This window comes from Hymenobacter montanus (assembly GCF_014699115.1).
GTDB lineage: Bacteria > Bacteroidota > Bacteroidia > Cytophagales > Hymenobacteraceae > Hymenobacter > Hymenobacter montanus.
Map to the genome: position 1 here is coordinate 96,778 of NZ_JACXAD010000007.1, position 13,455 is coordinate 110,232.

The 13,455-nt window shown below is 59.6% G+C and carries 12 protein-coding genes; 1 reads left to right on the top strand and 11 read right to left on the bottom strand.

Going from position 1 to position 13,455, the window contains the following annotated elements; genetic code table 11:
• Positions 1-89 precede the first annotated feature (89 nt).
• On the top strand, positions 90-1,196 hold the full coding sequence (locus tag IC235_RS08095) for a DUF4832 domain-containing protein (protein WP_191004666.1): 1,107 nt from the start codon (positions 90-92) through the stop codon (positions 1,194-1,196).
• A gap of 566 nt (positions 1,197-1,762) precedes the next feature.
• On the opposite strand, the gene secG is transcribed toward IC235_RS08095, so the two are convergent.
• From secG to IC235_RS08145, 11 genes are all read right to left on the bottom strand, one after another.
• A complete protein-coding gene (secG, locus tag IC235_RS08100; RefSeq protein ID WP_191004667.1) occupies positions 1,763-2,185 on the bottom strand; it encodes a preprotein translocase subunit SecG in 423 nt (140 codons plus the stop codon).
• A gap of 376 nt (positions 2,186-2,561) precedes the next feature.
• Entirely contained in the window at positions 2,562-3,983 is a 1,422-nt protein-coding gene (locus IC235_RS08105) for a hypothetical protein (protein ID WP_191004668.1), read from the bottom strand.
• A gap of 286 nt (positions 3,984-4,269) precedes the next feature.
• The gene (locus tag IC235_RS08110; RefSeq protein WP_223847144.1) at positions 4,270-4,848 is read right to left on the bottom strand and encodes an LptE family protein; all 579 of its coding nucleotides are present in this window, start codon (positions 4,846-4,848) and stop codon (positions 4,270-4,272) included.
• Complete coding sequence (locus IC235_RS08115) at positions 4,829-6,121, bottom strand: sigma-54 interaction domain-containing protein (RefSeq protein WP_191004669.1); 1,293 nt, start codon at positions 6,119-6,121, stop codon at positions 4,829-4,831. Before IC235_RS08115 ends, IC235_RS08110 begins: the two co-directional genes overlap by 20 nt.
• A gap of 21 nt (positions 6,122-6,142) precedes the next feature.
• Positions 6,143-6,364: a type II toxin-antitoxin system HicB family antitoxin gene (locus tag IC235_RS08120; RefSeq protein WP_191004670.1), complete on the bottom strand. Its 222-nt coding sequence runs from the start codon at positions 6,362-6,364 to the stop codon at positions 6,143-6,145.
• 17 nt (positions 6,365-6,381) lie between these two features.
• Positions 6,382-6,567 carry a hypothetical protein gene (locus tag IC235_RS22035; RefSeq protein WP_223847145.1) on the bottom strand — a complete coding sequence of 62 codons (186 nt, stop codon included), beginning with the start codon at positions 6,565-6,567 and terminating at the stop codon, positions 6,382-6,384.
• Between the two features lie 76 nt (positions 6,568-6,643).
• Positions 6,644-8,080, bottom strand: a complete 1,437-nt coding sequence (gene miaB / locus IC235_RS08125) for a tRNA (N6-isopentenyl adenosine(37)-C2)-methylthiotransferase MiaB (protein ID WP_191004671.1) — start codon at positions 8,078-8,080, stop codon at positions 6,644-6,646.
• A 191-nt stretch (positions 8,081-8,271) separates the two neighbouring features.
• Positions 8,272-9,573, bottom strand: a complete 1,302-nt coding sequence (gene pabB, locus IC235_RS08130; protein ID WP_191004672.1) for an aminodeoxychorismate synthase component I — start codon at positions 9,571-9,573, stop codon at positions 8,272-8,274.
• A gap of 111 nt (positions 9,574-9,684) precedes the next feature.
• Positions 9,685-10,272: a DUF6714 family protein gene (locus IC235_RS08135; RefSeq protein WP_191004673.1), complete on the bottom strand. Its 588-nt coding sequence runs from the start codon at positions 10,270-10,272 to the stop codon at positions 9,685-9,687.
• Positions 10,273-10,371: 99 nt separating this feature from the next.
• The gene (locus IC235_RS08140; RefSeq protein ID WP_191004674.1) at positions 10,372-11,940 is read right to left on the bottom strand and encodes a tetratricopeptide repeat protein; all 1,569 of its coding nucleotides are present in this window, start codon (positions 11,938-11,940) and stop codon (positions 10,372-10,374) included.
• Positions 11,941-12,143: 203 nt separating this feature from the next.
• Positions 12,144-13,418, bottom strand: coding sequence for an IPT/TIG domain-containing protein (locus IC235_RS08145; RefSeq protein WP_191004675.1), 1,275 nt, complete (start codon positions 13,416-13,418; stop codon positions 12,144-12,146).
• Between the last annotated feature and the right edge of the window lie 37 nt (positions 13,419-13,455).

Below are 13,455 nucleotides of genomic sequence, written 5' to 3' on the forward strand. Positions count from 1 at the left end.
GCGAACAATGGATTTCCGCCAACCTCAACATCGGGAACGCGACGTCCATTGATGCCACCAACGACAACACGCGCGCTATCTTCCGGGCCATGCTGGATGCCACCCCCAGCGACCGCGCGATTTGCTATACCCCCCGCGGTAAGCGCGGACTGTATGGCAACGCTCCCATCTCCGCCACGGAGGCCTTCAGCGGTTCCGATAAATCTCGGGTGGGGTTTCAAAACCAGTGTTTTCTGACCGACTCGCAGGGCGATTACCACACCAATGAGTACCGGGGCCCAACCCCGTATATGGCGACGGATGGCTTGTACGTGCCCCAGATTGCAGTGGCCGATCCAAACTGCGGCTATCTACCGACCGGCGACCAGTTCATCGCCGAGCTGGATGCCGGCCACTGGGACCACATCGCCGCGCCGACGGAGGCATTAGGGAAAACCAGCGACACGGACCCGGAGGTGGTACGGGTCTTGAAAAGCGTAGGGTATCGCTTTCGCCTAATCAGCGCCTCCCTTCCCAACAGCGTGGCGGCGGGGCAGGCCTCGACCCTGGCCGTGACTCTGGTTAACGACAATGGAGGAACTTTATACAACGCCCGCAAGATCGAGGTGATTCTGCGCCATCAGACTACCGGCGAGAAATTTGTGCAAGACATAATAGGCGACCAAGTCGGCAACCGGCTCTACTTCCCCAGCGCACACGAAACCAAAACATGGACCCTGGCCTTCACGCCCCCGGCGTCTTTACCCGCCGGTCCCTACGACGTGCTCCTCAACTTACCCGACCCGTACGTCTCGCTCCACGACCGCCCGGAGTACAGCATCCGCCTAGCCAACCAGAACACGTGGGAAGCGGCTACTGGCTACAACAAGCTCGGGCACACACTCCAGGTCACGCCACCCACCGTAACTGCGGTCCGCACGGCCACCGCGCCGGTGGCCCGCCTGGCCGTCACGCCCAACCCTATGCCCAGCGGGCACGCCCCGCTGCGGGCTCAGTACGAGGCCCCGGGCCGTGGCTGGGTGCGCGTACAGCTGCTCGACCTGCTTGGCCGCGTGCGCTGGAACCAGGAGCGGCTGGTGCAGGCGGGCCCCAACAGCTTGCTCTTGCCGGCCGTGCCGGCCACGGGCGGCCCCTTCTTGCTGCGGGTGACGGCCCCGGGCCAGGCCCCCGTCCAGCAGCGCCTGCAAGTGCAGTAGGAACGACCCCAAGAAAGCGGCCGCTGCCCTAGGGCGGCGGCCGCTTTCTTGGGGTTGGTTAGAAGGTTGGCCCAAAAGCCGCATTTTAAAAGCTCTTTTGGAAGTTGTTTGAGTTAACTTGGGGTATGGAAGGTGTAGCCTACGCAAACGGTATAGTTCCGACCTCTCGACCCGAGATTGGCAGCGTCTAGAGCCGCTGCTGCGCGTGTGTCGGCGTGGTAAATGGCCCCTGTTGGAAGTGATTAAATTTATTGGTAATAGTAATTGCCAGAAATAGGTCTGAGTATAAAGGACTAAGAAGCTGTTTAAGCTGATTTTTCTTTGTGAATTAGATTCTTGCAAATGCATCCTCCACCTTCTGGCGCGTTAGAAGGCACTCCTGAATAGTTGTTTCAGCGCACTGCTAGGCTGAAAAGAGGGATCTAAGCGCAGTTGGATGAAAGAAATTAAAAATTCTCTTAGAATGGTGCTGCCCGTGATAGCACAAGGCATCTTGTTTATGTGCATAAAAAAAGCCGGTGACTCCCGAAGGAGCCACCGGCTTTAATCAGGAGCCAATGTTGCTATTACTTAGCCGGAGCCGATGCCGGGGCGGCAGGCTGGGCCGGCGCCGTGGCGGGTGCCGTACTCGTGCCCGCAGGAGCAGTAGCGCCACCAGGGGCCGCCCCACCAGGAGCCGGCGCGCCGGCCGGCCGGGCCGGGGCTGGCAGACGCGTTTCCAGGGCGCGCTGCTGGTTGACGCTGCGCACCGGGCCGCCGCCAGTCGCGGTCAGCATGTGGGTACCGAGCGACAGCACCACCAAGCCGATGGCAAAGCCCCAGGTAAGTTTCTCAAGCAAGTCGCCCGTGCGCTTTACGCCCATCATGCTGGCCGCGCCACCGGCGCTGAACTGGCTGGAAATGCCGCCACCTTTGGGGTTTTGGGCCAGCACCACCAGGGCCAGCAGGAAACACACGAGAAGAATGAGGACGATGATGGCAATGTACATGAGGAGCAAAAATGACAAGGGCTGCTTGAGCCGGAGGTTGCGAAAGGACTAATTAGGGCCGCAAAGTACGCCCTGGAAATTTTTAGCGGTTTAGATAAGCTTTTGCTTAGTCGGAGAAACTAGTGTAGGACCAATGGGGTCGCTCACCTAACTTTAGTGGTAACCACCTCTTACAGATGAAGAGGTAATTCAGGTAATGCACTACAATTAGGAAAGGGAGGCAACTCCAGCAAAGGTACGATGCTCGTTCTCTCCCGACAAATGGCGAATGACTTAGCAACCGTTAAGCCAACAGGTATTCCCTGGAGCCCACTAAAGTAGGCGGAGCCACCCCGAGCGGCGGCAGGCTTTTACCGCGAAAACGTAGAAAACCGAACTACGCCGGCGGTTGCAGTTGGTTGATCTGAGCCAAAAAATACGCCATCTTCTCCGGCTGCTTCACCATGAGCTTCTCATAAATCTCAATGGCCCGGGCCGTTTTGCCTTGGCGGATGAGGATGTTGGCGAGGCTCTCGGAAACCAGGTCGGGCTCGACCCGGGTGCTGCGGACGCTCAAATCAGCTTGGGCTCGGGCCGTCGGCAGCATGGCGGGCCGGGTGAGCCGAGGCTGGCGGCGCAGGAAGTTGTTGATGAGGTCGAGCGACGAGGGCAAGGCCGGTGGTGGCGGACAGTGCGTCGTCCAGTATTCAAGCAGCAGCGGGTCGGGCTCGAACAAGGCGCCAGTCGGCGGGAGCGGATCCACGATGGCCAGTCCGGCGTCGGGTTCGGGCGCTGCCACCTGGTCGGTTGAGGTGGGCCGCTGCTGCAGGCAGAAGCCCATACGACTGCTGCCCAAGGCGTAGCCAATGAGGTCATCGCCCGTGAAAGCCGCCGGAGTGAAGGCCCCGACCAAGCTACTTTCCAGGGGGGTAGCGGGTAGCGCGTCTGGTACGACGAGGCCGCCTAGCCGGCGCGTAATGTCGGCGGCAGCCCATTCATCTACCAGGCCTGGCAACTCGTATACGGGTGTGGTTACCAGGGGCGGCTCCGCCAACCCAAACTCAAACCGCGCTTCCCCGACTTCTACGGGAGGGCGAATGGCGGGTGCCTGAACAGGCAACTCGGATTCTTCAGAATCGGCTTTGGGAGCACTTTCCGGGGCCTGTTCTGGGGCAGGAATGTCCGCGCTTTCCCAGTCCCAAGGAAGTAACGCCGCTATTTCTGCTGAATCGGACCCGGGGGCCCCGGCAACTGAAGCTGAAGCCGTCGGATATACCTCTGGCGCTGGCACTTCTTCTGAAACGGGAGCTAACTCGGCTGGCGGAACATCTTGCTCAAAACTGAGCAAACCAGGCTCAGAAGCTTCTGCTGCTTCCGAGGAAATGGCTGGCGCTACGACTGCTGTTGCCACGCTTGCAGCCGTTGGTTCGGGTTCAGCAGCTTGCTCGATTAAAGACGGAAGCGCCGCCGCGGGGGGCTCGGCCGCTATCGTTGGGGCCACCGGCTGGGGCACTTCGGCGGCCTCGGTCAGCAGGGCTGCGGGCTGTTCCGCAGCGGGTGCTGCCACCGGCTCCGCAAGGGCTGGCTCGACGTGCTCGATGAGGCGCCGTAGCAGCGTACGATCGGCGGCGTAGGTGGCGGCGCGGCGCAGGCGCTGGCCGGCGAGCATGGTGCCCTGGTCGTGGGCGGCTTTGGCCAGCAGCAGGTGGGCCGTTTGGCAGTATGGAAATGCCTGGGCTAGCTGTTCCAGCTCACGCACTTCCGCCGGGCCCAGGGAGGTGGGGTGGTCAAGAACATGCAGAAGCGTAGCGCGGGTCACGGGCAGGTATAGCGTAAAAATTATGAAGCAGCGGCTAGCAGGCCATCAAGCAAGGGCGCAATTTACGCCACAAAAAAGTGCTTACGGCGGCTCCGCTTCTAATTTATAGCTCCTGCAGCAACACTCCGAATGCGGTGTTACTTTATTCCTTGGCAGGTTCCTTCTTCCCTCAGGCTCTACGCATAAAGCAGATAGCGCCGGCCCTACCGGGTACGACCTCGCAGGGGGTACGTGAGGCCCCACCAGAAGCACACCTAGTACCCGCTTGGAGCGACTTAACGACTCATTACCAATTCGCTACCGACTTGTTGAAAATATCGGTGATGATTTTGGTGGTGGTTCTGCGGACCGCCGTGGGGTCGCTGTTTATCGTGGCGATGTTTTGGCCGCCGGGGTAGTCGTCGAAGCTCTGAAAAAGCTGCTCAAAGCTCTGCTTGTCGTCCTTGGTGTTGGTAAAGCGGATTTTTACCTGAATGGTAAGGCGGTTGGATCCGGCCTGGTCCACGCCGTTGACTGTTTGGATGGCGGCCGGGGCGAAGTCGAAGGCTACGATGCTGCCCTCAAACTGCAGGTCGCCGTCGCGCGGCACCAGCTTCAGGCTGGTGTTGCGCTGAAAATAGTCTTTCAGATCTTCCGTAAAGCGCTGAGTCAGGAAGGAGGGCCCGGTGGGGGCGTTGTTTTGGATGGTGCCAATGGAAATGGTGCGCACGGCGGGGTCAATGTTGGTGCCATTGAACGAGTACACCCCGCAACTGCTGAGGACCGCCAGAAACCCGATAGCCACTAGCAGGAGCCGGTAGCTAACCGTTTTTCCGCGCCCAATCAACCGGCCAGCCGCTATTCCATCAAATTTGTTCCAAATCATATTGTTTCAATTTGCGGTACAGGGTGCGTTCCGAAATTCCTAAATCGTGGGCGGCGTACTTACGCTTGTTATTGTGCTTTTTCAGGGCCTTGAGAATCATCTCCCGTTCCTTTACGTCCAGGGAAAGGGTCTCTTCCTCAGTTTCGTGCGGGATGTCCTCAACCGGGGCTTCGTCGTGGTAGCTTGTCACCGGCTCGCTGTTGTAGGTACTGGGTGCCGGGGGTAAAAAGTACTCCGACGCCGGGCCGCTCTCAAACGTGCTGGCGGGGGGCGTATTGTTGAACAGGTGGCTGTTCTGGCGCAGCAGCTCCTGGGCTTCGTGCGGGCGGTGGCCGGTGGCCAGCTCCAGCACCATCTTTTTCAGGTCCGTCATGTCGCGGCGCATGTCGAACAGCACTTTGTAGAGCAAATCCCGCTCGGAGTAGCCCGTCGTGGTGCCGTCGGCCCCCCCCGCGCTGAGCAGCATGGGCAGGCGGCTCGTCTGTTCCTGGGGCAGGTAGGGGAGCAGGCGGCGGGCATCGACTTCCCGCTCGGTTTCCAGTACCGACATCTGCTCGGCAATGTTCTTGAGTTGGCGGATGTTGCCGGGAAACCGGAAGCGCGTCAGGGCTTGCACGGCATCGGGCAGCAGCATAATGGGCCGGGTACGGTAGCGCTCGGCCGCATCGGCCGCAAACTTGCGGAACAGCAGGTAAATGTCCTCGCCCCGCTCGCGCAGGGGCGGCACCGTGATGGGCACCGTGTTGAGGCGGTAGTAGAGGTCTTCGCGGAAAGTGCCGGCCTGCACGCGGTCGAGCAGGTTGACGTTGGTGGCGGCTACTACGCGCACGTCGGTTTTCTGCACCTTGCTGCTGCCCACCCGGATGAACTCCCCATTTTCGAGCACGCGCAGCAGGCGGGCCTGGGTGCCGAGCGGCATTTCGCCGATTTCGTCCAGGAAAATGGTGCCCCCGTTGGTGACCTCAAAGTACCCCTTGCGGGCCTCATTGGCGCCGGTGAAAGAGCCCTTCTCGTGGCCGAACAGCTCGGAGTCGATGGTGCCCTCGGGAATGGCGCCGCAGTTGATGGCGATGAACTGCCCGTGCTTGCGCGGCGACAAGGCGTGGATAATCTTGGAAAACGACTCTTTGCCCGACCCGCTTTCGCCGGTGATGAGCACCGTCATGTCGGTGGGCGCGACTTGGGCGGCCACCTGAATGGCGTAGTTCAGGGCCGGCGCGTTGCCGATGATGCCGAACCGAAGCTTGATGGATTGAATCTCGGAGGGTGTCAATGCGAGGAAGTTAAAGGCCTGCTACGCGGCGATTTGTAAACGTGCGCGCGGAGCTGGAATTTCACGTCCCAACTCTTTGGCAAAGTCCAACCATTCCTGAATGATGAGCAACCCGTTAGCCAGGGCTTCCTCCTGGGTGGCACCATCGGCCATGCAGCCGGGCAGGTCGGGGACTTCTACGATAAAGGCTTGGTCATCGGCACTCCAGTACAAAACAACCGGATAATGGTGAGGGTCGAACATGGCGTGTAAATAGAAGATTATGGGGCGTTTAAGCCCAACTCCGCACGATATTTTAATAGGATGGCGCGTACCTGTTTCGCTTGGTAAGCCTTGACGGTGTTGCCGGCGGCGGGTTGAAGGTTGATTAACTCAGTCACGCCGGTTCTGCCAAACAAGTGGTGGCTGCCCCGCACTCGTTTTTCAAAGCCAAGGGCTTCCAGCAACAGGCATAACGCGCTAAAGTCGAGTGCGGATCTTGCTCGGCCGAAAGTAACTGGGTTAAGAACTTCTGCCGTCGGCTCATACCGCCTCGCCCAGCAAGGTGCTGGCGGTGCTGCTGTGCACCAGCACGTTCACGTAGTCGCCTTTCTTGAAGTTTTGCTTTGGAAAAACGACCACTTGGTTCTGGCTGTTGCGTCCGCTTAAGTGCTCTTTCGAGCGTTTTGAGAAGTTTTCGACCAGCACCTGGTGTACCCGGCCCACGGCGCGCTCGTTGCGCCTGGCGCTGTGAAGCTGCTGCAAGTCAATGATTTCCTGCAGGCGGCGCTTCTTCACTTCCAGCGGGATGTCATCGGCCAGCTTGCGGGCGGCCAGGGTGCCGGGCCGCTCCGAGTAAAAGAACATGTAAGCCATGTCGTAGTGCACGAAGTCCATCAGGCGGAGGGTATCCTGATGCTCGGCCTCGGTTTCGGAGCAGAAGCCCGCAATCATGTCGGTGCTGATGGCGCAGTCCGCGCCCAGAATCCGGCGAATGGCGTGCACCCGCTCCTCGTACCAGGGGCGGTCGTAGGTGCGGTTCATGAGCGCCAGGATGCGCGAGTTACCGCTCTGGGCCGGCAGGTGAATAAACTTGCAGATGTTGTCGTAGCGCGCCATGGTGTGCAGCACCTCGTCGGTAATGTCCTTGGGGTGCGAGGTGGCGAAGCGCACCCGCAATTCCGGACTGACGAGGGCTACGCGCTCGAGGAGCTGGGCAAAGTTGACGTGCTCGGAGCCGTCGGCCGCGGCCCACTTGTAGCTGTCCACGTTCTGGCCGAGCAGGGTCACTTCCTTGTAGCCCTGCGCCACCAGGGCCCGGGCTTCCTGCACGATGCTGTGGGCGTCGCGGCTGCGCTCACGGCCGCGGGTGAAGGGCACCACGCAGAACGAGCACATGTTGTCGCAGCCCCGCATGATGCTGATGAAGGCCGATACCCCGTTGGAGTTCAGGCGGACCGGGGTGATGTCGGCGTAGGTTTCTTCGCGGCTGAGCAGCACGTTCACGCCCTTTTGGCCCCCGTCGACCTGGCTGATGAGCTGGGGCAGGTCGCGGTAGGCGTCGGGGCCGACCACGAGGTCCACGATTTTTTCTTCTTCCAGAAACTTGCTTTTCAGGCGCTCGGCCATGCAGCCGAGCACGCCCACGAGCAGGCCCGGGTTGCGCTTTTTGTACGAGTTGATTTGCGAGAGGCGCATACGCACCGTTTGCTCGGCCTTTTCGCGAATCGAGCAGGTGTTAAGCAGCACCAGGTCGGCGCTGGCCAAGTCGTCGGTCGTGTCGAAACCCTCGTCAAACAGAATGCTCGACACGATCTCGGAGTCCGAAAAATTCATCTGACAGCCGTAGCTTTCAATGTACAGCTTACGCTGCCGGCCGGTGCGCGTGGCCGCGCTCACGCGCACGTTCGCACTCGGCGTAGCCTCGGGGGTAGCAGGGGCTTTATCTAAAAAGTCAAGGGTTAACAGGGCTTGGGCCATAATAAAAGCGCATTTCAGCGGAACACAAAGATACGGCGGCGGGCGGTAAAATGACAGAATGGCAGGAGATTTCCCGTCGGCTCGGGCATTCGAAGTAGGCCACTTATCCCGCCCGGCTATTAGTTCCTACCCCGTAGCGGTAGGTACGCCGGTCACGGGCGACCCCAGCAATCTAAATGCTTTTTTGAGCTCTACTCCGCGATTTTGGTGCTCAGTACTTCCAGCAGCGCCTTGGCCTTGAGCAGGCACTCTTCATACTCCCGCTCGGGGTCGGAGTCGTAGGTAATGGCCGAGCCCACCTGGAAGCTGAGGTAGCCCGTGTCTTGCCGGTACTGGAGCGAGCGGATGACCACGTTGAGGTCGAACTCGCCGGTGGGGCCCACGTAGCCGATGCTGCCGCTGTAGAGGCCCCGCCGGCTATTCTCGTACTGTTCAATAAGCTGCATGGCCCGAACCTTGGGGGCCCCGGTCATCGAGCCCATCGGGAAAGCCGCCCGCAGCCCGTCGACCAAGTCCGCCCCGGGGCGCAGCTCGGCCGTCACCGTGGAAATCATTTGCCAGAGGTGTCGGAAAGGGTAGAGGCCAAACAGCTCGGGCACACGCACGGTGCCGGTTTGGGCGACGCGGGCGAGGTCGTTGCGCACCAGATCCACAATCATAAGGTTTTCGGCCCGCTCCTTTTCGTCGTGCAGCAGGGTGTGCCGCTGCTGTGCGTCTTCGGCGGGCGTGGCTCCGCGGCGGATGGTGCCTTTGATGGGCTGGGAAACGAGCTGCGAGCCCTGACGCGCCAAAAAACGCTCGGGCGAGGCGCACAGCAGGAAGTGGTCGTGCCAGCGGATAAAGCCGGCGAAGGGCGCGGGCGAGGCCTCCATAAGCCGCCAGAATACGCTCACGGGGTCCAGCACAATGTTTTCGGCGTAAAACTCCTGGCACAGGTTGAGCTCGTACACTTCGCCGTTAAGGATGTCTTCGCGGATAGCCGCTACGGCCCGCAGGTAATCAGCCTTAGCCAGCCGGGGCCGCATGGCGGGTAGCTGCGGGGCGCACCCAGCCGGCCGTGGCTGCGCCAGAATCTGGGGTAGCACACCCGCCGTTTGCCCGTGAATTTCCACCGCGTCGGGCCGCCAGCACAGCCAGGTGTCCGGGGCGAAAAAGTGCAGCTGCGGCCAGCCCAGGGCGTCGTGGTTTTCACTGGTCAGCGCCTCAAGGTCATTTTTTACCTCGTAGGTGATAAAGCCGCAGCGTGGGCCCAGGTCGGGCCGGCGATCGAGCAGCGGGCGCAGCTGGGCCAGCGACGCGGCCGTTTCGGCCCCGGCCGCCGCTACGGCCAGCAGGCGGTCGAAAGGTCCGTACGGGTACTCCAGTCCGTTGGGCTCGAAATAGGCACAGTGCGGAAAACCGGCCGCCCACTGCAGGGCTCGCCCGCGGAAATCGGCTGGCAGGTCGGCTAACGCAACGGTGAGGACGGTGGATGAGGGGGCAGCGGCGGACACGGGAAAATAGTCAAGTGGCAGGCAAGCAGAACGGGTTCGCCGGTGGAGCGGGCCCAGCGCGTGGTTTCTTACGATTTGATATCGTCTAAACAGAGCCTTGCGGTTGGGAGGTTAAGCAAACTGAAACCAATAGCGGTCAATAGCTAACTGCAACTCGTCGTTCCAGTAGTCAGCGCCGTGTTCATCGCGCATGAAGCACAGGAAATGATAGATAGCGCGCCCCTGTGCCGGGTTAAACTGGCTATAGCGGTCGATCGACCAACGCACTGATTCATTCAACTCGCGGAGCCTATTTTGATAAAAACTTCCCCAATCAATTTCCGGCAACTTCTCGTCTATTTGATAGCGTTTTATGTCGAAGGCAGACCGCACTACATCTACCTCCGCGGGTAAAGTAAGCAGTGAAATAAGGCCATCCGGGATGATATCGGCCTCGGCGTAGGCCCGCACGGCAAATTGTAAATAAGCAGGCAAATAATACTTTAACCCCTTTGCACTAAGCGAGCAATAAGCGGTATTCTCGTACTGCATCAATTCGTCGGGCAGCGTTTGCCACGTATGTACTTTGAAAGCTTCCCTGATTTGTAGCGCCTCCAAATCGTAACCAGGGGTGTTATTGGTCACAATATTTAAATCACCTGGAAAAGGCTCGTTCTCGAAGCACATAGTAATCTCGGCAATCAATTCATCGGCAGTCATAACGAGGACGGTAAGGTTAGATAGGTCCTGGCCGCAAGGCCGATGAGAGAATGAGGAGTACTCCGTCGGCCCAGGTGGCTTCTTCCAGCAAGAGCTGATTTACAGCAGTTTGCGCAGGGCCAGGTTGGCTTTGGCATCGGTGCTGTTTTTGTATTCGTGCCAGGGGTAGTGCAGAGCTTTTTCAAAGTAGGAGCGCGCCAGGGCTTTTTGACCGGCCTCCTGGGCCAGGTACCCGAGCTGCAGCGCCGCCTGGGGGGCAAAATAATAGGGTGCCGTCGGGCCCGAAATGGCCAGCGTGCGCTCGTACGCCAGCCGGGCCGAGTCGAGCCGGCCCAGGCCGTGGTAGGCCCGGGCGCGGCGGTAAGGCTCCTCAATGCGGTCGCGCAGCAGCGTAGCCGGCGTGGCGTGGAAGCTGTTGAGGGTGGCCAGCGCCCGGCGATGGTAGCCGCCATCGATTTGCAGGCGGGCGCGGGTAAGCGTGGGGTTCAGCGCCTGGGCCATTTCGTAATAATGCTGGGCGTAATTATCTTCCTCCACGTCGGTCGGGCCGGGCTGGTTGATTTGCGCCCGGTAGCGGGCAACCTGCGCGGCGGGCTGCCCACTCAGCCACGCGGCCAGGTACAGCTTAAAGGCCGCGTCTTTGCGGTAGTGCTGTCCGGAATACTCGCGTAAAAACGTGAGGTTTTCGCGTTTCGAGGCGGCGTAGTCGCCCTGGTAGAGCAGTAGGTCGGCGGCCATGTGATGCAGGTAGGCCACCGGCAGGTAGCCGGGACCGGTGGGCCGGGCCCGGTAGGCGGCCAGGGCCGCATCGCCATGGTGCTGGCGCTTGTGCACGCTGGTGAGCAAGTAGGCAAAAAGGAGGTTGTCGGGCTGCTGGGCGGCCAGGCGCTCAATTAAGTGCAGGGCCTCGTCGGGCTGCTTGTAGTAGGTCTCCCGAATCAGGGCGAGGTAGAGCTGGCTTTCGGTTTGAAAATCGTGGGGCTGGGCGGCGGCCAGGGCCAGGTTTTTCAAGCCGGTGTCGAGGTCGGCGCTCAGGCCGAGCAGCCGCAGCAGCCAGTGGTAGCCTTCAGGGAGCGAGCCCACCGCAAATTGGCAGATGCCCAAGGTTTTGCGGGCGGGGGCAAACCCCGGATACCGTTTCACCACCGCCTGCATCTGGTGATAGCCGCCGCGTAGGTGAAAACCACCCGCTATCAGGTGCCGGAACACCAGCTGCGACAGCCCCAGGTGCAGGGTGATCTCGGCCCGGGCGTAGTCGCGCATAGCGCTGGCGGGGGCCCGATCCAAGGCGTTTAAGTGCGCTTCCTGAGCCGCTATCAGCGCATCGTAGCGGCGAGCGTCCTGGGTGATGATGAGTTCGGCAAAATCGGCGCAGTTGGCTACCAGCAGCGGGGCGGGGGCCGCGGGCGTGCTGGCCAGCTCCGGTCGCAGCAGCTCGCGGGCCGCGCTCAGCCGCAGCTTAAGCACCTCCGCGTAGGCCCGGCGGCTGGCGGCGGTAAGGGGTTCTAGCGAGGGACTACCGGCCGCTGGTTGAGCGAATACCGAACCCCCCGGTTGGGCCGAGCCCGCCGGCCAGGGCAGCAGCCCCCCGGCCAACACCCCCGCCACCAGCCCGCCGCGCCGGGCCGTAACTCGAAAAGCAGCCAGGAAGCCGAAGCAGTTGAACATGGTTAAAAGGCAACAAAAAAGGAACGGCCAGACCGTTCCTTTTCTTATTTCTATAATGGAGCAGGTGGTCGAAGTTAAGGCAGGTGCCTCCTCTGCTAAAGCGAGCAGGCAGAGGAAAATAAAAACGATAAGTGGGACGACAGCAGTCTGCTTGGCTAAAATACTTGCACGGTGAGCGAGCAGCAGCTCTGGAAGACGAAGGATTAGGGCTTGTACTTTAGAATAAATCCGCCGGAAGCATTTTCACCGAGCACATACACCAGCCCACCCTTGCCTCGGATAGAGGTTATATTATCGCCTGCGGGCATAGTATGAACAGGCTGCCAGTTATCGGCGCCATCCGTAGTGTGGTAGATAACGCCATTATAGGCAGCATACCCCTCCATCGCAGTTGGGAAGTAGATAGTGCTGGCCCGCTGATTCTCTAGCACCGTCCCGCCAGGAATGTATTTATAGAGCTTATTGCTCGCATCAGTAATATAGTAGGTGTTAGCATCAGGCATCTGAATGTCCTTTACCTGAGTCTGAAGGTTGCTGATGAGGTTGAAATTAATACTCTCAGAGTAAACGCCGTTCCGTTTGCGGATTATGATGGGCGTGGCGGTGCCTGCAACCTGAACATACCCTGTTGCCACCAGGTTATTCATATCTGCGGCAGCCATAATTCTATAACCAAGCGTATTGTTTCCAGAATAGGTACTTACATATTCGCTTTGGTAAGTGCCCGCAGAGTTAACCGTAAAAAATTCGCCTTTGTCAGTCATTACCAAACCAGTGGTGGGGCTGTTCATAAAAATCCCATTGATAACACCGTTAGCCCCATCGCCACCCCGAATACTTATGTTTCCCAGGCCATGGTTTTGACTGCCAAAAGCAATCTGCCTGGCGAAATCTGACATGGTCGTTGTACCGTCGTAACTGGCTAATGCTGAGCCAAGCCCAAGAATACCATTATCACTGGCACCTGCCCATGCGTATCCGCCATCTGCACTTCCATAGATAAACCTCGACTTCTGAGCGTAAAGAATACGTGGGTCTGGGACAACAATTTTATTAAGCCCGGTTGCCAAGCCGGTCTTTACATAGAACCATCCGCTTTGCTCGGTAGCACTTACAGATTGCTGAACGGTGTTCGAGAGCTGACTGCCCACCTTTACCTGCAAAGGAAATGTTGCCACGCCGCCAGGCGATACCAGCTCGGTGGGTAGCGTACAGGTGATGGAGCTTGGGCTGGCTGCAGTAACCGGGCAATCCGCACTGTTGATGGTAACGCGGACAGGCGCTGTGCTCCAGCTTAGATCGGTGCCACTAATGGTTAAAGACGCGCCAACAATAGCCGTAGCCGGCGCAGTGGAAGTAATTACGGGCGTGTTCTGAGGTGGGAGAGGGTCGTTCTTTTTGTCTTTGCTACAGGCTGCAAATACCAGGGTGCTAGCGAGCAATATAAGCTTACGAGAAGCGATTAATTGGAGCTTCATTACAGGAGTTGCACGTTGAGATTGTTTTTGGGGTAGA

Coding starts and splice junctions, on each gene's coding strand:
- IC235_RS08110 (WP_223847144.1), bottom strand. CDS start 4,848: ATGATTTGGAACAAATTTGATGGAATAGCGGCTGGCCGGTTGATTGGG.
- IC235_RS08120 (WP_191004670.1), bottom strand. CDS start 6,364: ATGTTCGACCCTCACCATTATCCGGTTGTTTTGTACTGGAGTGCCGAT.
- miaB (WP_191004671.1), bottom strand. CDS start 8,080: ATGGCCCAAGCCCTGTTAACCCTTGACTTTTTAGATAAAGCCCCTGCT.
- IC235_RS08135 (WP_191004673.1), bottom strand. CDS start 10,272: ATGACTGCCGATGAATTGATTGCCGAGATTACTATGTGCTTCGAGAAC.
- IC235_RS08145 (WP_191004675.1), bottom strand. CDS start 13,418: ATGAAGCTCCAATTAATCGCTTCTCGTAAGCTTATATTGCTCGCTAGC.
- IC235_RS08140 (WP_191004674.1), bottom strand. CDS start 11,940: ATGTTCAACTGCTTCGGCTTCCTGGCTGCTTTTCGAGTTACGGCCCGG.
- IC235_RS08095 (WP_191004666.1), top strand. CDS start 90: ATGCTGGATGCCACCCCCAGCGACCGCGCGATTTGCTATACCCCCCGC.
- secG (WP_191004667.1), bottom strand. CDS start 2,185: ATGTACATTGCCATCATCGTCCTCATTCTTCTCGTGTGTTTCCTGCTG.